At 54.4% G+C, this 16800-nt stretch carries 18 protein-coding genes; 13 read left to right on the top strand and 5 right to left on the bottom strand.

The genetic code is table 11. The annotated features are described in order from the left end of the window. The first annotated feature begins 30 nt into the window (after positions 1-30). The 10 genes from FPV09_RS02490 to FPV09_RS02445 all read left to right on the top strand — a co-directional run bounded on the left by FPV09_RS02490 (position 31) and on the right by FPV09_RS02445 (position 10475). Positions 31-549, top strand: a complete 519-nt coding sequence (locus FPV09_RS02490) for a hypothetical protein (RefSeq protein ID WP_148882255.1) — start codon at positions 31-33, stop codon at positions 547-549. Positions 550-558: 9 nt separating this feature from the next. Further along, positions 559-2382 (top strand): hypothetical protein, encoded by a 1824-nt coding sequence (locus FPV09_RS02485; RefSeq protein ID WP_148882254.1) that lies wholly within the window; start codon positions 559-561, stop codon positions 2380-2382. A 10-nt stretch (positions 2383-2392) separates the two neighbouring features. Next, positions 2393-2989: a chromosome assembly protein gene (locus tag FPV09_RS02480; RefSeq protein WP_148882253.1), complete on the top strand. Its 597-nt coding sequence runs from the start codon at positions 2393-2395 to the stop codon at positions 2987-2989. Beyond that, on the top strand, positions 2989-3588 hold the full coding sequence (locus tag FPV09_RS02475; RefSeq protein WP_148882252.1) for a hypothetical protein: 600 nt from the start codon (positions 2989-2991) through the stop codon (positions 3586-3588). Before FPV09_RS02480 ends, FPV09_RS02475 begins: the two co-directional genes overlap by 1 nt. A 141-nt stretch (positions 3589-3729) precedes the next feature. Beyond that, entirely contained in the window at positions 3730-5424 is a 1695-nt protein-coding gene (locus FPV09_RS02470) for a serine/threonine-protein kinase (protein WP_246112333.1), read from the top strand. A 2-nt stretch (positions 5425-5426) separates the two neighbouring features. Further along, on the top strand, positions 5427-6608 hold the full coding sequence (locus FPV09_RS02465) for an ATP-binding protein (protein ID WP_148882251.1): 1182 nt from the start codon (positions 5427-5429) through the stop codon (positions 6606-6608). After that, entirely contained in the window at positions 6605-7345 is a 741-nt protein-coding gene (locus tag FPV09_RS02460) for a PP2C family protein-serine/threonine phosphatase (protein WP_148882250.1), read from the top strand. The genes FPV09_RS02465 and FPV09_RS02460 overlap by 4 nt, the downstream gene beginning before the upstream one ends. Positions 7346-7350: 5 nt before the next feature. Further along, positions 7351-7917 (top strand): hypothetical protein, encoded by a 567-nt coding sequence (locus FPV09_RS02455; protein ID WP_148882249.1) that lies wholly within the window; start codon positions 7351-7353, stop codon positions 7915-7917. Between the two features lie 96 nt (positions 7918-8013). After that, a complete protein-coding gene (locus FPV09_RS02450) occupies positions 8014-10074 on the top strand; it encodes a heavy metal translocating P-type ATPase (RefSeq protein ID WP_246112295.1) in 2061 nt (686 codons plus the stop codon). A gap of 107 nt (positions 10075-10181) precedes the next feature. After that, positions 10182-10475 carry an SHOCT domain-containing protein gene (locus FPV09_RS02445; protein ID WP_148882248.1) on the top strand — a complete coding sequence of 98 codons (294 nt, stop codon included), beginning with the start codon at positions 10182-10184 and terminating at the stop codon, positions 10473-10475. 88 nt (positions 10476-10563) lie between these two features. Here FPV09_RS02445 and FPV09_RS02440 read toward each other — a convergent pair whose 3' ends face one another. The 4 genes from FPV09_RS02440 to FPV09_RS02425 form a co-directional block, all read right to left on the bottom strand. Next, on the bottom strand, positions 10564-11295 hold the full coding sequence (locus FPV09_RS02440; RefSeq protein WP_148882247.1) for a class I SAM-dependent methyltransferase: 732 nt from the start codon (positions 11293-11295) through the stop codon (positions 10564-10566). Continuing rightward, positions 11292-12449: a cystathionine gamma-synthase gene (locus tag FPV09_RS02435; protein WP_148882246.1), complete on the bottom strand. Its 1158-nt coding sequence runs from the start codon at positions 12447-12449 to the stop codon at positions 11292-11294. The genes FPV09_RS02440 and FPV09_RS02435 overlap by 4 nt, the downstream gene beginning before the upstream one ends. Then, positions 12446-13627, bottom strand: a complete 1182-nt coding sequence (locus tag FPV09_RS02430) for a PLP-dependent cysteine synthase family protein (RefSeq protein WP_246112294.1) — start codon at positions 13625-13627, stop codon at positions 12446-12448. The genes FPV09_RS02435 and FPV09_RS02430 overlap by 4 nt, the downstream gene beginning before the upstream one ends. A gap of 251 nt (positions 13628-13878) precedes the next feature. Continuing rightward, the gene (locus FPV09_RS02425) at positions 13879-14502 is read right to left on the bottom strand and encodes a class I SAM-dependent methyltransferase (protein ID WP_148882245.1); all 624 of its coding nucleotides are present in this window, start codon (positions 14500-14502) and stop codon (positions 13879-13881) included. A gap of 147 nt (positions 14503-14649) precedes the next feature. On the opposite strand from FPV09_RS02425, the gene FPV09_RS02420 reads away from it, so the two are divergent. From FPV09_RS02420 to FPV09_RS11930, 3 genes are read left to right on the top strand one after another with little or no spacing between them, the layout of a single operon-like run. Beyond that, a complete protein-coding gene (locus FPV09_RS02420) occupies positions 14650-15006 on the top strand; it encodes a hypothetical protein (protein WP_148882244.1) in 357 nt (118 codons plus the stop codon). 47 nt (positions 15007-15053) lie between these two features. Further along, on the top strand, positions 15054-15413 hold the full coding sequence (locus tag FPV09_RS02415) for a hypothetical protein (RefSeq protein ID WP_148882243.1): 360 nt from the start codon (positions 15054-15056) through the stop codon (positions 15411-15413). 9 nt (positions 15414-15422) lie between these two features. Further along, the gene (locus FPV09_RS11930; protein ID WP_168194717.1) at positions 15423-16157 is read left to right on the top strand and encodes a cytochrome C biogenesis protein; all 735 of its coding nucleotides are present in this window, start codon (positions 15423-15425) and stop codon (positions 16155-16157) included. On the opposite strand, the gene FPV09_RS02395 is transcribed toward FPV09_RS11930, so the two are convergent. Next, positions 16098-16715 (bottom strand): TRASH domain-containing protein, encoded by a 618-nt coding sequence (locus FPV09_RS02395; RefSeq protein ID WP_148882240.1) that lies wholly within the window; start codon positions 16713-16715, stop codon positions 16098-16100. The two genes, FPV09_RS11930 and FPV09_RS02395, sit on opposite strands and share 60 nt — an antisense overlap. Positions 16716-16800: the final 85 nt, after the last annotated feature.

The following is a 16800-nucleotide window of genomic DNA, read 5'->3' as shown; positions in this document are numbered from 1 at the left end:
TAAGTGAGTAGAGATTAGGGGTGAACCGTCATGCCGCACCTGTTCATAGTGGGTTATGAGAACGACGCCGAGCGAAAGCGCGTTGAGTACCTGCTCGATAAGTGGTCAAACCGTGCCAGAATTTCCAAGGTTAGGGGGATATCCTTCATAATAGATGCCAGCGACGTTGAGGGTTTTGCGGAGGAGCTTCTCTCAAAGCTTGACCCTCCGACGGAGGGGAAGGTGAGGGTATACCGGGTGGAGCCGGAGGACATAGGCTCGAAGATTGCCCCCAACAGGAGGGAGCTTGAGTATCTGGCCGGGGAAGAGCCCATAGTCGTTCAGAAGCTGCTGAAATATGTCCTCTCAAAATTTGGAGCTTACTATGTCTCCTCTGAGGGGAACATCTCGCGGTACAGGGCGTACACCAAAAAGGGCAGGATGGAGATAGAGGCCTCCGTTGAGGAGACCGGAGAGGGAACGAGGGTTGTCATCGGCATTGAAGGCTACGGCACCGCGGTTGACGACTTGGCCAGAAAGCTGGAGAAGGAGCTCTCCCTTCTGCTGTGAGGTGATAGCATGGTGGTGTTCAACGAAGGAAATTCGGAATGCGTGAAGAACCTGCTCCGGCCGGCCGAGAGGGTTCTGAGGCAGGGCAGGGACGTGACCGTTGAGGACTTCGAGACCCGGAGGAACCTGTGGGAGAGGATTCTCGACTCGTACTCGCGCTATCTCGAAGGCGAATGCGGGGACTTTCTGAGGGACCTTGACAACGCATTCAGGTCAAAGTTCGAGGCATCTCTGGCGATACTGGCGTGGAGCTTCTGGAAGCGGGGCGAAGACTTCCCTCAGGCCCGGGAGCGCTTTTCAGAACGTGAGATAGGCCTGATAGATGAGATACTGAAGTACAACGTCTTTGAGATCACGACGAGGGAGGACGTACTTGAAAAGCTCTACCGCAGGGAGCCGGAGATGGTTCAGCTCCTCAAAACTTACTACCTCGGTATGGACAGGTGGATAGCGGAGCAGCTTGAAGACCCGGAGATAAAGCTTCCTCTCAGATACTATCTGAAGAGAACGTGGAAGGGCTACCGCGAGAAGGTAGATGCGGCGATAAACGAGGCGAGCAAATACGGCTGGTTCAGAACGCTCATGGAAGAGTGGGAGCGGGAAAAGGCGGAGGAAGTTGAAGCCCTCAGGGAGAGCTACGAGGCAAAGGTTCGCGGGCTGAAAAAGAGAATAGCCGAAATGGTGGCGTTCTTCGAGGGGGAGCGCGAGAGGCTTGAGGCGGAACTCCGGTCATCGAGCCTTGAGGAGATTGAGAGGCTCCGCAGGGAAAGGGAGGAGCTCGTGGAGAGGTTCGAGAGGGAAAAGGCAGAGCTTGAGAAGAGGCTACTTGAGCTCAGGGACGAGGAGCTGAGGAGAAAGCTGGAGGAGGAGCTGACCCGCGCCAGGGAGGAGGCTCTGCGCGAGGCAAGGCTCCTTGAGGAGAAGCTCAGGAGGAGAGAGCTTGAGCTGAAATCCAAGGAGATGGAGCTCAGGAAGAGGGAGCTTGAGCTGTCGGAGAAGGAGAGCCTGCTGAAGGGCAAGATAGAGGAAATCCTCGCGATGTCAGGCAAGGTTGAGAAGGGCTCCCGCCTGGTTCTCAGGGACGAGGCGAGGATAGGGGAGCTGAACTTCGTGGGCAGGATGAAGAGCAAATTCGCAAGGGAAATGCAGCTCCTCGGCAAAACCTACTCCGTTGAGAGCCTTGAGGAGAAGAAGGGTGAGGACACATCGAGATTTGCCGGAAAGCTTGACGAGAAGTCCCTCAAGAACCTGCCGGAGAACAGGTACGTTGAGGTAACCCTGAAGGAGAAGAAGCTTCTCGGAAGGAAGGAGCGGATACTCGTCAGGGGGATTTACCTGACGAGGGTCGAGAGGCTTGCGGAGCTTGGCCTAGACACCGACCCCCTCACCTTAGCAGAGATAAACGTGCACCTCATCGATGCGAGGGACTCGAAAGACAACACTAGGACTGTCCTCGTTATAGCCTCACCCCTCGGCTTCGAGGAGAGGGTGAGAAAATACGTCTCATCGGAGGACTTCCACAGGAACTTCTACTCGGAGAACGTCTCGCTGATACTCCTCGATACGGAGAGCGGCGAGATAATCCACAACCCCAACGACCGCTACGCCAAGGCACTCGCTCCGCTGGTGCGCCTTGAGCTTGATGATGAGGTGTACGCAAAGGTCAGGGAGTGCGTGAGGAAAAAGCTTGAGGGCAGGGACTACCTGCCGCTCAGCGAGTGCCTCGACTGCGGTGATGAGGAATACGTGAGGCGGGCGTTCTATGAAATCGGCCGTGACGGCAATCTGGTGAAATACATAGATGGATTCGGACTCGTGTTGATACGGAAGTGAGGTGGTTGAGATGGGAATACTTGACAGGTTTAGGAAGAACCCAATCGAAAAGCTCTCCCTTAGGGAGCTTCAGGAGGAAGAGATACGCCTCAGGAACAGGCTTGAGAGGACGAAAAAGGAGATAGAGCGCATCGAGAAAAAGAAGAAGCAGCTCTTCCAGGAGGGTATCGGAGCGGACGTGCTCAAAAAGAAGATGCTCGCTCAGGAAATCAAAAGCCTCGACATGGAGCAGAAGCTCAGGCTGAGGGACTTCACGACGGCACAGAAGCAGTACACCTTCGTCAAGAACCTGATAGTCGTCAAGAAGTACGAGAAGGAGCTGAGGAAGATAGGCCTGTGGGACAAGCTCTCCAAAGTCGAGCCGGAGCAGCTGGAAAGCGTGCTCGTGAAGGTGACCCTCGATGGAAGGGAGTTCGACGAGATGGTTGAGAGCCTGAACCGGGTCTTCGAGATGGACATAGCCGAGTTTGAAGGAACGGAAGACCAGACCGAGAGGGAGCTCATGGAGGCCTGGGCCAGAGTCGAGACCGGCGAAGCGGACATTGAACAGGTCGCCAGCGAGGTAGCCTCGCCCAAACTTGAAAAAGAGACGGAGGAGGAGCTGTGATGGGCCTCCTTTCAAGGTTTTTCGGGAGGAAGAACCCCCTGGACATACCGATTGACCAGCTTAGGGAGAACCAGGTAAAACTCGACATGCAGATACGGAAGATAGAGGACGAGATAGCCGAGATTGACGCCCAGATAGCGGCGCTGTTCCAGAGGGCAAAGGAAGCGAGGAGCAAAAGCGAGGAGCTCACCATAGCGACCAAGATTAAAACCCTGAACAAAAGGAAGCAGAGCCTCCAGAACACCCACGCCCAGCTTAACAAGCAACTCATGCTCGTGGCCAATCTCCTGATAATTAAGGAGAACGAGGCCATACTGAAGGACACGCCCACGTGGGAAATTCTCAGGAAGATGTCGCCGGAAGAGCTTGAGAAACACCTCGTCAGCATGCAGCTCGACGCCCAGAACCTCAACGAAAACCTCAACACCATGCTCGGCTATACCGACCAGGCCCTGGGGGCTGGAATTGAGTTCGAGGAGGACGAAGAACTGCAGGAGATTATGCGAACGATCCAGGCTGTCAAGGAAGGCGAGCTTGAGCCAGAGGCCGCGGCCGAGAAAGTGACGAAGGAGCGGAAGGAGGAGGCTGAGCTTGAGTGATTTTCATTTTGCCCATCTTCCCTCTCAAAAACTTGTCATATCTCCAAATTCCGCTCGGGTAGGATTCCAAATTGGAATCAAAAAGGATTAAGGAGACCCGGGACTGTGGAAATTAGCGCGGATGGAGGGATAGCCGTGCACATGTGGCACTGGTTTGACGATGACATCGCGGAGAGCCTTGTGAAGCTCTTCATCGTGGTTGTGCTCATCTCCTTCATCTTTGGAGGTGGAGCGGGATTCATAATATTTATAGTGGTCGTTATGTGGTTTGGACGCATGATAAAACATCTGCTTAAGGACGTTTCAAAGTCCAGCAAGAGGAGGTACAAATACCGCTACCCTAAACCTGCCCCTCCTGTTCCCCCTGTTCCAAGGGAGGACATGAAAGAGCTCCTCCGGAAGTCGCTCATAGTTGACGTTCCGCCCAGCCTCTACGCTGGAGAGGACGTTCCGGTCAAGGTGGGCTTCAGGAATCTCCTCCAGGGGACGATAAACGTTGAGATTGACCTGGGAGACCTGGCGAGGTACTTCGAGCTCAGTTCAACGAGGGTCTACTTCAGGAACGTGAGGCCGGGCGAATACGTCTCCCAGACGCTGAGGGCCGTTCCCAGAAATCCCGGAAAGGTAAGCGCCAGGATAACCGTCCGCTCCGGTGCGGTGAGTGCCAAGGTGAAGGTTAGGGCCGAGGTTCTTGAAAGACCAAGGGAGCGGAAAAAACCCGTTCCGGTTCCTATTGAGGGTTCCGCTCCCGCTTCCCCCAAGTCGCTGCTGGAGGAGCTGTTCGCAAGGTATAGGAATGTTGAACCCATCGGTGAGGGCGGCTTTGCGAGGGTCTACCGGGCGGAGAAGCACGATGGAAGTGTGGTTGCCCTCAAAGTTCCGCTCAGTCTGACTGAAGAGGGAGGTAAGGCGTTCCTCAGAGAGGTCAGGAACTGGTCGCTCCTCAGCCATCCCAACATAGTTGAACTCTATGACTACAACATCTTCCCGGTTCCGTACCTTGAGATGGAATACTGCGAGACGAGCCTTGCAAAGCTCCGAAAGCCCGTGAGCCCTGAAAAGGCCGCCAGAATAATCTTCGACGTTGCCGAGGGGCTGAAGTACGCCCATTCCAAGGGCGTAATCCACCGCGACCTCAAGCCGAGCAACATACTCCTTAGGAACGGCCGGGCGAAGGTGAGCGACTGGGGGCTGAGCAAGCTCCTCAAGGAGAGCAGGACAACCCACACGGTCAGCTTCACCCCTCTCTACGCCGCCCCCGAGCAGATAAGCTCCCGCTTTGGAGGAACCGATGAAAGAACCGACGTCTGGCAGATAGGAGCGGTTCTATATGAGCTCCTCACAGGAAGGCCGCCCTTCGAGGGAGAGGACTTTGTGGAGGTTGCCTCAAAGATAACCTTTGAGGAGCCGGTCCCACCAAGCCGGCTCAATCCAGAGGCCAAGCCCCTTGAGCCCATCGTAATGAAGTGTCTGGCGAAGAACAAGGAGGAGCGCTACCAGAGCATTGCGGAGCTCCAGAATGATATAGCCGAGTTCCTTGGGATGAACTACCGCGAGAACCTCAGCAAGAGCGTCTCGCTCAACGACCTGTCCCGGAGCGCGTACTACGCCGGCGAGCTGTTTCTCCTGTACCTGAAGCTCAACGACCTGGTTAACGCGCTCAAGTATGCCGACGACCTCTTCCACTATGCCAGGGGAGAGTTGAGGGACGAGCTATTAGGTTTGAGGGAGCAGCTCAGGCTCCGCCTTGAAAACGGTCTTGACGTTCCGGAGGAGCTGGTCGAGAAGGCCGAGATAATAGTTCACAAGATACAGCTTGGATTTGGGGAGGTGTGAGAATGCCGGTTGACCTTTCGGGTCCCCTGCTGAGCGAGTTTGAGCGGACAAAGAAGCAGTTCGAAAAAGCAGTTTCCGCGGGGGATATGGAAACGGCGAGGAGGAGTGCCCTAAGATGTGCCTCACTCCTGAGGGAGCTTGCCCGTCACGTTCCCTACAACGGGGAGCTGTACCTCAGGAAGGCGAGAAAGTGGGAGGAGGTGGCCGGGCAGATAGAGCGGGGCGAATACGGCAGAAAGGCGGTGGTGAGCGCTGAAGGCAGGAAAACCCGGCCTGAGGAAGATGAAGATGACCAGTTCAGGGAGTACGTGCTCGGCCTCATGGCAAAATCAACCATCACCTGGGACGATATTGGCGGTCTCAGCAACGTTAAGATGCTCATGATGGAGACCGTGGTTATATCTGCCCTGAGAAAGCCCGCCGCTATTCAGCCGTGGAAGGGAATCCTGCTCTTCGGGCCGCCGGGAACCGGAAAGACCCTGTTAGCTTCAGCTGCGGCTGGGAGCCTAAACGCGGCCTTCTTCAACGTCAAGGCTTCGAGCGTGCTGAGCAAGTACTTTGGAGAGTCAAGCAAGATTATCTCGGCCCTTTATGAGGTTGCGAGAGAAAAGGCACCAAGCATAGTTTTCCTTGACGAGATAGACGCGCTCACCACGAGGCGCTCCAACGATACGAGCGAAGCTACCCGGAGGATGCTCTCAACGCTTCTCACCGAGCTTGAGGGCTTTCACGAAGGGGAGAGTGATAAGCTCGTTCTCACACTGGCGGCGACCAACACTCCCTGGGATTTGGACGAAGCCGTCCTTTCGCGCTTCCCCAAGAGGATTTACGTCCCCCTTCCCGATAAAGAGGCGACCAAGTCCATCATAAGAATCCACACCAAAGGCCTGGACATATCAAGGCTCGACCTCGACGCGATAGCGGAGGAGAGCGTGAGGCGACTGTACTCTGGCAGGGACATCAGGAACCTCTGCCAGGAGGCCGTGTGGAACATGATACGCGAGGAGAACAGGGATCTCCACAAGCTGGCCAGCCTTCCGCTTGAAGAGCTGAGGAAGCGCTCTCTCAGAACCAGGCCGCTTGAGATGAGGGACTTCGAGGAGGCTTTCAGGAAGATAAAGAGCCCTCTGACAAAGAAAGACATCGAGCGCTACGAAAAATGGGCGGAGGAGTTCGGCGGATGAGCGGGGGAGGCATCTCCTGTGGTGTTGAAGGGAGGGTCTGGGGAATTTCCCATCCGGGGGGTAGGGAAGAAAACGAGGATGCATTCCTCGTCCTGCCCCTCGGGGACGGCTACCTTCTCGCGGTTGCTGATGGGCTGGGCGGGCACAGTGGGGGCGAACTTGCCGCGCGAACCGCGGTTGAAACCTTAAGCGAGGTCTTTGAGGAGAACTACCGCGAAGAACTGGGCGAGACGGACGTTGAAAGGCTTCTCCGGATGGCCTACGAGACTGCCCACCGCAGAATACTGGATGCCTCAAAAGCCCCTGGAAGAATGGGGACTACCCTTGTGAGTACCTTCGTAAGGAACGGAAAAGCCGTGATAGCGAACACCGGCGACAGCAGGGCTTGCCTGGTGCGGGATGGAAAGATCATCGCAAGGACGAGGGATCATTCGGTGGTTCAGGGGCTTCTTGAGAGGGGAGTCATCGGCGAGGAGGAAGTTAAGAGGCACCCCATGAGGCACGTTGTTACAAAGGCCCTCGGCGTTGACCTTGAGGTTGACACCTACGTGTGGGAAATGAGAACGGGGGACGTTCTGGTTCTCAGCTCGGACGGGCTTCATGATTACCTGGATGACGGGATTATAGAAAAGCTCACCATGGAATCCAGCCCCAAAGCGACCGCGGAGGCGCTGATTGGAGAAGCTTTGAAGGTTACCGAAGACAACGTAACCGTTGTTGTGTTTAGGGAGGTGTGACGATCATGGTTAAGCTGTGGAAGTCGAAGGAGGAGAAGGAGATAGAGCGGAAGATACGCATGAGGAAGGCGAAGATGGCGCTGAAGCAGTACATTAACAATCTCGAAAACTTGAAGCGTAAAATCTTCCTTCAGGGGAAGGAAGCGGCGAAGCTCGGCGATGAAGCGCTCCTCAAGAGAAGTGCCATGAAGTACCTCGCCCTTGAGGAGAGGATAAAGCAGGCGAAGCGCCTGCTCCTTCTCATGGAGGAGGCCGAGATTCAGAGGGAGCTCGTCAAGGTTTCCGCGGACTTCATCCAGTTCAGCAAGGACGTTGTCAAGAGTATCGCAGAAGGTCCCGGAGCGGAGGACGTGGCGAAGATGCAGGTCGAGTTCGAGAAGGCGATGGGCAAGGTTGAGAACCTGGAGGAAGCTCTGAACACCATGATAGACCTGACCAGCGAAAGCATCCTAACGGGTGAGTTCGACATCGAAACCGTAGAGCTGGCCGAAGGGCTGATGGTCTCATCGGCGGAGAAGGAGCTTGAACCTGGAAAGAGGCTCCGCGAAATCGAGGACATGATGAAGGAATGATTCCGAATCCCTTTTCTTTTAGTTATGGTTCGATCTTCGCGGCCTTTCAATTTTGAATAAAAAATGGTTAAATACTGCCCCGAAGAGATTCTGTATATGGTGTTGGATATGAAAGAAAATGATGGGGTGCACGGGGAGCACGTCCATGAAGGTGAACACGAGGAGCATGGAGGAATGGAGCACGAAAAGCACGAACACGAAGGGCATTCCCACGCGAAGCACCACGAGATGATGATGGAGGACTTCAAGAAGAGGTTCATCGTCTCCGCGATACTGACGGTTCCGATTCTGATTCTGTCCCCGCTGATACAGAACTTCTTCGGCTTCGAGCTGACTTTTCCGGGCGATAGGTACGTTCTCTTCGGGCTCTCGGCGGCGGTGTACTTCTACGGCGGCTGGCCCTTCCTGAAGGGCATGAGGGACGAGCTGAAGAAAAAGCTGCCCGGAATGATGACGCTGATAGCTCTGGCAATAACTGTTGCCTTCTTCTACAGCGCTGCTGTAACCTTTGGCCTGCCAGGTAAGACCTTCTACTGGGAGCTGGCGACGCTTATCGACATCATGCTCATCGGCCACTACATTGAGATGCGCTCCGTCCTTGGAGCATCGCGGGCTCTGGAGGAGCTCATAAAGCTCATGCCCACAGAGGCCCACCTCGTAACGCCCGAAGGGGTAAAGGACGTCCCAGTCAGCGAGCTGAAGAAAGGCGACGTGGTTCTTGTCAAGCCCGGTGAAAAGATACCGTCAGATGGCCTCATACTCGAGGGAGAGACCAGCGTAAACGAGGCGATGCTCACCGGTGAGTCGAAGCCCGTCTACAAGAAGCCCGGCGACACAGTAATAGGCGGCTCGATAAACCTTGAGGGAGCGATTAAAGTCAGGATTGAGAAGACCGGAAAGGACACCTACCTGATGCAGGTCGTCGAGCTCGTCAGACAGGCGCAGGAAACCCGCTCAAGGACGCAGGATTTAGCGAACAGAGCTGCCTTCTACCTCACGCTCATAGCCATAACGGCCGGAGCGGTAACGCTCGGGGCGTGGCTTTACCTCGGCAAACCCTTCGTCTTTGCCCTTGAGAGAATGGTCACGGTGATGGTCATAACCTGTCCGCACGCGCTCGGCCTGGCCGTTCCGCTGGTCGTTTCGGTCTCGACGTCGCTCTCGGCAAAGAAGGGAATCCTCATCAGGAACAGGGAGGCCTTTGAGAGGGCAAAGGATGTCCAGGTGGTGGTGTTCGACAAAACTGGAACCCTCACGGAAGGAAAGTTTGAGGTGACCGAGGTAATACCCCTCGATGAGCTCGATGAGAACGAGATACTCAGGTACGCAGGAGCTCTCGAAGCCCACTCCAGCCACCCGATAGCCCAGGGAATAGTCGAGAAGGCCGAGGAGCTCAACCTCGATGTCTACGAGGTTAAGGAGTCGAAGGTCCTGCCCGGAAAGGGCGTCCAGGGGGTCATCAACGGAAGAGAAGTCTTTGTCGTAAGCCCCGGCTTCCTGAAGGAGAACGAGCTGTGGAGAGAGGACGAGCGCGTTAAGGAGGTCTTAGAGCAGGGCAAGACGGTGGTCTTCCTGGTCATCGACGGCAGGCTCGTTGGTGCCCTGGCGCTGGCGGATAAGATAAGGCCCGAATCAAGGGAGGCCGTTGAAAAGCTCCACGAGATGGGCATAAAGGCCTACATGCTCACCGGCGACAACGCCAAGGTTGCGAAGTGGGTGGCTGAAGAACTCGGTCTGGATGGCTTCTTCGCCGAAGTTCTGCCGCATCAGAAGTCGGAGAGGGTCAAGGAGCTTCAGGAGCAGGGCTACACAGTGGCCATGGTCGGCGACGGAATAAACGACGCTCCGGCTTTGATTCAGGCCGATGTCGGAATAGCCATCGGGGCCGGAACGGACGTGGCGATAGAGAGTGCAGATATAATCCTCGTCAAGAACGACCCGAGGGACGTCATAACCGGGATACACCTCGCTAAGGCAACCTACCGGAAGATGGTGCAGAACCTGGCCTGGGCAACCGGCTACAATGCCTTCGCGATTCCCTTGGCGGCAGGCGTGCTCTACGGCTACGGAATCCTGCTCAGCCCTGCCCTCGGTGCACTGCTGATGAGCCTGAGCACCGTGATAGTTGCAATAAACGCGAGGTTTTTGAAGGTTTGACGGCTTCTTTACTTTATCTTTTGTCAAGATTTCCCGACGCTCCTTTCTCTTTTGCCAATAATAAGCCCTATAGCCTTTGCCAATGAGTAGTATTCGAGGAGATCAAAATGATGTTTGAAAGTTTGGGAGGAGAGTTCCTGACCCACGTTGGAGAAGGAGAATGGGGGTGGCACGACATGATGGGATTCGGCTGGTTTGGCTGGTTCGGGGCAATATTCATGCTCCTGTTCTGGGTGCTGATAATTGCAGGGATAATCTGGTTCATTAAATGGCTGGTGGAGCAGAGCTCAAGTAGCACCTCAAAGAAGAGCGCCCTTGAGATACTTGACGAGAAGTATGCACGGGGCGAAATAGACGACGAGGAGTACGAGAAGAGAAGGAGAAGGCTCCTCGAAGGTTAGTTTTTTCCTTTCACCCCCTCTTTTTTTGAAAGCTTACGAGAACACGATGAACGACCTGAAGTCCGCTCAGCATTAAAAGGGAAAGGATTCAGAAGAACACCGCCTTGTAAAGTCCTATCAGTATGCCGTCAACCTCACAGTGCAGTCCCAGAGGGCGGGCTTCCACATTTTTAAAGACCCGTAGGCCCCTTTCCCGCATCTCTTCTATCGAAAACCCAAGGTGTGTGTCCTTTAGGGTCTCCCTGAATTCGCCGTGCCTGTGCTTGAGGACGTCGATTATGACGACCTTTCCATTCTCCCTCAGCACGTCCCTCATGCTCCCCAGAACCGCCTCTGGGTTGAGGAAGTGGTGGAATGCGAGGGTCGAGACCACCACGTCAAACTTCTCCGGCACGTCGAGTCCGTAGTGGTCGTTGGCTATTCTTATCGAGTCCCTTATCCTCTCTGCGACGCCCCACACGGGGGTTATACCCTTTTCCCTTAGCCTTTTCAGCATGCTGGGCGTTATGTCCAGACCGTAAACTTCCGTCCTGACGCCCATGAACTCCAGTCTCTTCTTCACACGCTCCGTGAAGAAGCCAGAGCCAGCTGCAACGTCGAGTATGCGCACCTCTTTTCTTCCGAGCCTCAGGACTTCCCGCGCCATCTCCTCCACGAGCCGCTCTATGCACTCGTCCCTGAGGTAATCCCGCACGATGTCGTCCCTCTCCGGGGCTTCCGTCTCGAAGTACTCTATCTGCTCCACCAGTTCGTTTACTACCCTCTCATCAAAGCCCAGCCTCTCAAGGAACATCCTGATCTCCTCGATGCTCGGTATCATGCTCTCACCGCCTCAAAGCCCCTCTCAAGGTCTTCAATGAGGTCTTCAGCATCCTCTATTCCCACCGAGACCCTGATAAGGGAGTCCTTTATGCCGACATTTTCCCTCTCCTCCTTTGGAACCGATGCGTGGGTCATGATTGCTGGCAGTTCTATGAGCGACTCGACACCGCCAAGGCTTTCCGCTAAGGCGAATATCTCAAGGCTTTCCACGAACCTCACTGCCTCCTCAAGGCCGCCCTTGAGTTCAAATGAGAGCATGCCTCCAAAGCCGCACATCTGCCTCTTCGCGAGCCCGTGCTGTGGATGTGAGGGCAGGCCCGGATAGTAAACCCTCTCAACCAATGGGTGCTCCTCCAAATACCTCGCAATCTTCATAGCGTTCTTCTCGTGCCTCTCCATCCTGACGGCGAGGGTTTTGATGCCCCGCATTACCAGCCAGGAGTCGAAGGGTGAGAGAATAGCACCAACCGCGTTCTGGTGGAACTTCAGCCCCTCATAGATTTCATCGTCGTTCACCATTACCGCTCCTCCGACAACGTCGGAGTGGCCGCCGAGGTACTTGGTGACGCTGTGGAGGACTATGTCAGCACCTAAGTCAAGGGGGTTCTGGAAGTAGGGGCTCGCGAAGGTGTTGTCCACGACCACGATTAGGCCCCTCTCGTGGGCAATCTCGGCTATCGCCTTTATGTCCGCTAGCTTCAGGAGGGGGTTTGTGGGCGTTTCGAGCCAGACCATCCTTGTGTTTTCCTTTATTGCCCCCCTGACGTTTTCGGGCTCTCTCGCGTCAACGTATGTGAACTCGATCCCGAAGCGCTCCATCACCTGGTTGAAGAGCCTCTTTGTCCCGCCGTAGAGGTCGTCAAAGGCCACAACGTGGTCGCCCTTCCTGAGAAGGGCAAGGAGTATTGTTGATTCCGCGGCAAGACCAGAGGAGAATGCCAGTCCGTACTTTGCGTTCTCAAGTGCCGCCAGCTTCCTCTCAAGGCTGTCCCTCGTGGGGTTGCCGCTCCTTGAGTAGACGTAGCCCTCCTCGACCTCCTTTATACTCCTCTTCGCAAAGGTGGTTGAGAGGTGGATTGGAGATACAACATCTCCGTGCTGCATGCTTTCCGGCTCTTCACCCATGTGAATGGCTTTAGTTGAGAACCTCATCTCAGCACCTCCAGAACCTTCTCATCGTCAACCTGGAAGCCGTTCGCGATGAGCCACTCGTCGTTGAAGACCTTCGTGAGGTAGTTCCTTCCGGTATCGGGGAATATCACGACGACTTTCTTGCCCTCAACGCCCATCTCCTTGAGGTACTTTATCGTCCCGTAGAGGGCCGCACCAGATGAGCCTCCAGCTACGATGCCCTCCTTCCTCGCGAGGAAGCGGGTCATTGAAAAGGCCTGCTGATCGTTGACGACCACCATATCATCAACGAGGCTTAAGTCGACGGTCTCGGGGAGGAGGTCTTCGCCTATGCCCTCAACGAGGTACGGGTGAGCTTTCTTGAGGGCTTCCTCAAGGCTCATTCCTTTCTTAATGAGGTTGTATATCGAGCCGACCGGGTCAACGCCTATTATTTTGACCCCCTTCTTCATCTCCTTGAGGTATCGCCCGATACCCGTTATGGTTCCGCCCGTGCCTGTCCCCGCGAAGAGGTAGTCTATCTCCCCTCCGGTCTGCTCCCATATCTCCCTCGCGGTTGTCTCGTAGTGGGCAAGGGGGTTGTACTTGTTGAAGTACTGGTTGGGGATGTAGGCGTAGGGCGTTTCCTCGACTTCCTCCTCAAGGATCGCCCTGAGCTCATCGAGTCTCTCTTCGTTAACGAGCCGCTGAACGTACTCGACTATCTCCTTAAGCTCCTCTCTGGTTACCGCCCTTCCCCTCTTCCAGATGAGGTTCCTTACGGCTTCGGCCACCTTATAGTAGGAGTTTGGATCGCCTGGAGCCACCGCGGTGGGAGTTCTTATGACGAAAGCCCCCATGGCCTTGAGGAGGAGCTCCTTCTCGGTGCTCATCTTGTCCGGCATCGTGAAGACCGTCATGTAGCCCTCGTCCGCCGCGACCAGAGCAAGGCCGACACCCGTGTTGCCTGAGGTGGGCTCGACTATCACGCCGCCTTCGACGATCTTGCCATCCCTCTTTGCTCCCTCGATCATGTACTTGCCTATCCTGTCCTTTATGCTCCCCCCGGGGTTGAAGAACTCCACTTTGGCGTAGAGCTCGTTTTTGAGGTTGAAGTACCTCTCGATCTTCCTCAGCCTCACCAGGGGTGTGTTGCCTATCGTTTGAACGATGTCGTCATAAGTACCCAATTTTGTATAATTTTCTATTATCATGCCCATCACCTACTCATTGATGAATAAAGATGCATATATATACTTTTCGGCATGAGAGCTGTCCTTTTGACGAAAGAGAAAATAATTCGGCTCTATTTAACGAGAAGTTTGAAATAAACAGTTTTGGACAAAAATGGGAAATAGATCCGCCTCCCTGTATCTGCCCCTATTCATCAAAAAGCAGCAGCTTTTCGGCCTGCCGGCTGTCCTTCCGGTATATCTTTCCGTCCTCCATGTGGAGCATCTTACCGTGAATTTCATCCACCCAACGGTTTTGTGGCTATGATAAGCCTCACAATATCAAAGAAGAGATTCTCAACATGCTCTATCCTGAACCCGGCTATCTCGATGTTTCTCTGCGTCTCCCGTATCGTGGATGTCCCTGTGAGTGTCCTCATTACCGGATCCATGAGATAGAGCGGGATGTTCAAAAGCCTCGACTCGCTCTTCATGTGCTCCAGGAATATCGCCCTTCCTCCGGGCTTTAGGACGCGGTACGCCTCTTTCAGCCCTCTTATCGGGTCGGGGACCGTGCAGAAGACGAAAGTACTCACAATGGTGTCAAAGCCCTCGTCTTCAAACTCCAAATTTTGGGCGTCCATCAGAAGGAGCTTGACGTTTTTCAGGCCGAGTTCTCTTCTCCTTCTCTCGGCTTTCTCCAGCATGCCCCTGCTGAAGTCTATGCCGATGACATCGACGTTTTGGGGATAATAGGGGAAGTTTTTTCCCGTTCCGACGCCTATCTCAAGCACTTTCCCTTCTGCCAGAGAAAGGGCCCTGGCGCGGTACTTTGAAAACGCCCTCCTTTCCATTGGACTTTCGAAGAGGTCGTAGACCTTTGAAAATCTATCATACTTGCTGGCTGTTTTTGAGGTGTTCATCAATTTAACCTTGTGAAAATATTTGATTGGCCTTATCCTTTCGCATCTGAAAAATTTGGGGGAATCCTTTCACATTATGTCAATGATAAGCCTATTATTCCTTCGGCCGCAATGTACCGATGGAAGCAAATAAAGAGGTGATGCGGAATGGAGTGGAAGTCCCTGTTTATCGGGCTCCTCATCGGAGCGCTCATAGCCGTCCCCCTCGGGATGGCCCACACTGGAGGATTCGAGACAACCGAGAGAACCGGCACGCGCTGGGGCTTTGGCCCGATGGGCGGCTACATGCACGGCGGAATGATGGGCTACGGCATGCACGGCATGATGGACGACGAGATGTACGAGGAAATGGAGGAGCACATGGCCAGCGGCAACTTCACCGAGATGCACGAGGAGATGGAGCCGGTCATGGAGGAGTACATGGCCCAGTACATGGGCGACGGCTGGCAGGAGATGCACGAGAGCTGCGAGAAGTACATGGGAATCGAGGAGAGCGGCGAGTGAGCCCTCTCCAAGTTTCATTGTTTTTATAGTCCCCTGCGGTGAGAGGTATGAGGGATGCGGTAGCGGGCATTGTGGCGGTTCTGGTTGTGTTACTTCTAGCCATTGGGTACTTTTCAGTGAGAGAGGGAGATGCCCGGGACACTTTTCACGGGGTCCTGGTCGAGGGACGGCCCCTGAACTCCACAAACGCCGTAGTTTTGGCCGATACAAACTGTATTCCCGATCAAACTAACACAAAGCTAACATGCATTGCGATAATAGACGCAAACGGTGAGGTTCTGAAGGTCAGATACACCCATCCCATAGAAGTCCCGTGCCTCGCGAGGGGAGACAAAGTTAATATATCAATGAACTCCCATTCATCCGTGGAGATTGTGCGCCTTGGGGCACCATCGATGGAGCATTAGGTGGTTGCCATGCCGGTTTCAGACGCAATTCTGATGACTACCGCGGATATACCGCTGGACTCTCTGAGCCAGGTGACCGAGTTCACGGGGGTAACGTTCTCAATAATAGCCCTCGGGATTCTCAACGCCCTTAGGCCTTCCATATTTCTCATGATAGTGTTCCTTCTCTCGATGATAGCCCTGACGGATGAGAGGAAGGTTCTCAGGGTCGGCCTGGCATTCACCGTCGGCGCATTTCTGGGGTACTCGATAATAGCCGTTGCCCTCATGAACCTGCACACCAAGATACCCCTGCTCAGATACTTTGTGGTCGCCTTTGGGATAACCGTGGGAGTTTACAAAATACTCTCCGCACTGGGCTACGTGAAGATACCAGTCTCCAGCCCACTGAGGGAAAAGAGCAATGAGGTTCTTGAAAAGGCCACCTCTCCACCGGCCGCTTTTGTGATAGGGGGAGTGATGGCGTTTCTCTCACTGTCCTGTGTGCTCCCCTCGTACCTCCTGGTGAGCTCCCTGCTCTCCGGTCAGTATCCGCCGGGAATCACAGCGGCGCTGCTCGTGGTGTTCATTGGAATATCGGTGCTGCCCTTTGCCCTCGTTACCCTGGGCTTCCACTACGGGAGCAGATACGCAAGACTCGGGAGAGCTGTGGATAAGCTCTCTTCGGTAAGCGGGAGGGGAGATTTAGTTATGGGCGTGGTGCTCGTGCTCGTGAGCGTGCTCTACTTTGTCTTCTTCCTTTAGTTTGAACTTCTCTATGTTCTCCCGGGTCTTTTTGAACTCCCTCAGGCACGTTGGACAGCAGAGGAAGTAAACCCTGTTGTGGTACTTGTAGACTATCGGCTCTCCCACTATCTCCTTGCCGCAGTAGTCGCACTTGAAGGGTATCTTGACCTTCGGGGGAGTTGTTCTTTCAATGCTCTCAAGGACGGGCATTATCTCTATGACCTCAAATCCAGCACCCTCTATGACCTTCCTCAGCTCCTCCATATCCTCAACGGCGATCTTTATGAGGTACTTTCTGCTCGTGAAGCGGTTTATCTCGATTATCTCCTCGAACTCCTTCATCTTCTCGGGCTCGTCGGTTTTGACTATGAGGGCAACGACGTTGTTCGCCCTGAGAAGCTCTGGATTCAGCTTTACGGTATATCCGAGAATTACTCCTTCCTTCTCAAGCTTTTCAAGGCGCGATTTTACCGTCGGCCTGCTGACACCAAGCCTTTCGGCGAGCTCTGAGATGCTCAGACGCGAATTGTCCATCAGCAGGTGAATGAGCTTCAAATCAAGGTCGTCTATCTTCATGACGTTCCACCGTTCAAATCTAATCTTCGAACTATAAAAATTCTCTGGTTAAGCTTTCCAGATTGTAAAAAATAATCCCCATAAG

Origin of the sequence: Thermococcus aciditolerans (assembly GCF_008152015.1) — an archaeon.
GTDB lineage: Archaea > Methanobacteriota_B > Thermococci > Thermococcales > Thermococcaceae > Thermococcus > Thermococcus celericrescens.
The sequence above is the reverse complement of the archived record's forward strand: the minus strand, read 5'-3'. Positions and strand labels throughout refer to the sequence as shown.

Bases quoted from the DNA above. Each gene is read 5' to 3' on its own strand.
- FPV09_RS02490 (WP_148882255.1), top strand. From the start codon at position 31: ATGCCGCACCTGTTCATAGTGGGTTATGAGAACGACGCCGAGCGAAAG.
- FPV09_RS02485 (WP_148882254.1), top strand. From the start codon at position 559: ATGGTGGTGTTCAACGAAGGAAATTCGGAATGCGTGAAGAACCTGCTC.
- FPV09_RS02480 (WP_148882253.1), top strand. From the start codon at position 2,393: ATGGGAATACTTGACAGGTTTAGGAAGAACCCAATCGAAAAGCTCTCC.
- FPV09_RS02475 (WP_148882252.1), top strand. From the start codon at position 2,989: ATGGGCCTCCTTTCAAGGTTTTTCGGGAGGAAGAACCCCCTGGACATA.
- FPV09_RS02470 (WP_246112333.1), top strand. From the start codon at position 3,730: ATGTGGCACTGGTTTGACGATGACATCGCGGAGAGCCTTGTGAAGCTC.
- FPV09_RS02465 (WP_148882251.1), top strand. From the start codon at position 5,427: ATGCCGGTTGACCTTTCGGGTCCCCTGCTGAGCGAGTTTGAGCGGACA.
- FPV09_RS02460 (WP_148882250.1), top strand. From the start codon at position 6,605: ATGAGCGGGGGAGGCATCTCCTGTGGTGTTGAAGGGAGGGTCTGGGGA.
- FPV09_RS02455 (WP_148882249.1), top strand. From the start codon at position 7,351: ATGGTTAAGCTGTGGAAGTCGAAGGAGGAGAAGGAGATAGAGCGGAAG.
- FPV09_RS02450 (WP_246112295.1), top strand. From the start codon at position 8,014: ATGGTGTTGGATATGAAAGAAAATGATGGGGTGCACGGGGAGCACGTC.
- FPV09_RS02445 (WP_148882248.1), top strand. From the start codon at position 10,182: ATGATGTTTGAAAGTTTGGGAGGAGAGTTCCTGACCCACGTTGGAGAA.
- FPV09_RS02440 (WP_148882247.1), bottom strand. From the start codon at position 11,295: ATGATACCGAGCATCGAGGAGATCAGGATGTTCCTTGAGAGGCTGGGC.
- FPV09_RS02435 (WP_148882246.1), bottom strand. From the start codon at position 12,449: ATGAGGTTCTCAACTAAAGCCATTCACATGGGTGAAGAGCCGGAAAGC.
- FPV09_RS02430 (WP_246112294.1), bottom strand. From the start codon at position 13,627: ATGGGCATGATAATAGAAAATTATACAAAATTGGGTACTTATGACGAC.
- FPV09_RS02425 (WP_148882245.1), bottom strand. From the start codon at position 14,502: ATGAACACCTCAAAAACAGCCAGCAAGTATGATAGATTTTCAAAGGTC.
- FPV09_RS02420 (WP_148882244.1), top strand. From the start codon at position 14,650: ATGGAGTGGAAGTCCCTGTTTATCGGGCTCCTCATCGGAGCGCTCATA.
- FPV09_RS02415 (WP_148882243.1), top strand. From the start codon at position 15,054: ATGAGGGATGCGGTAGCGGGCATTGTGGCGGTTCTGGTTGTGTTACTT.
- FPV09_RS11930 (WP_168194717.1), top strand. From the start codon at position 15,423: ATGCCGGTTTCAGACGCAATTCTGATGACTACCGCGGATATACCGCTG.
- FPV09_RS02395 (WP_148882240.1), bottom strand. From the start codon at position 16,715: ATGAAGATAGACGACCTTGATTTGAAGCTCATTCACCTGCTGATGGAC.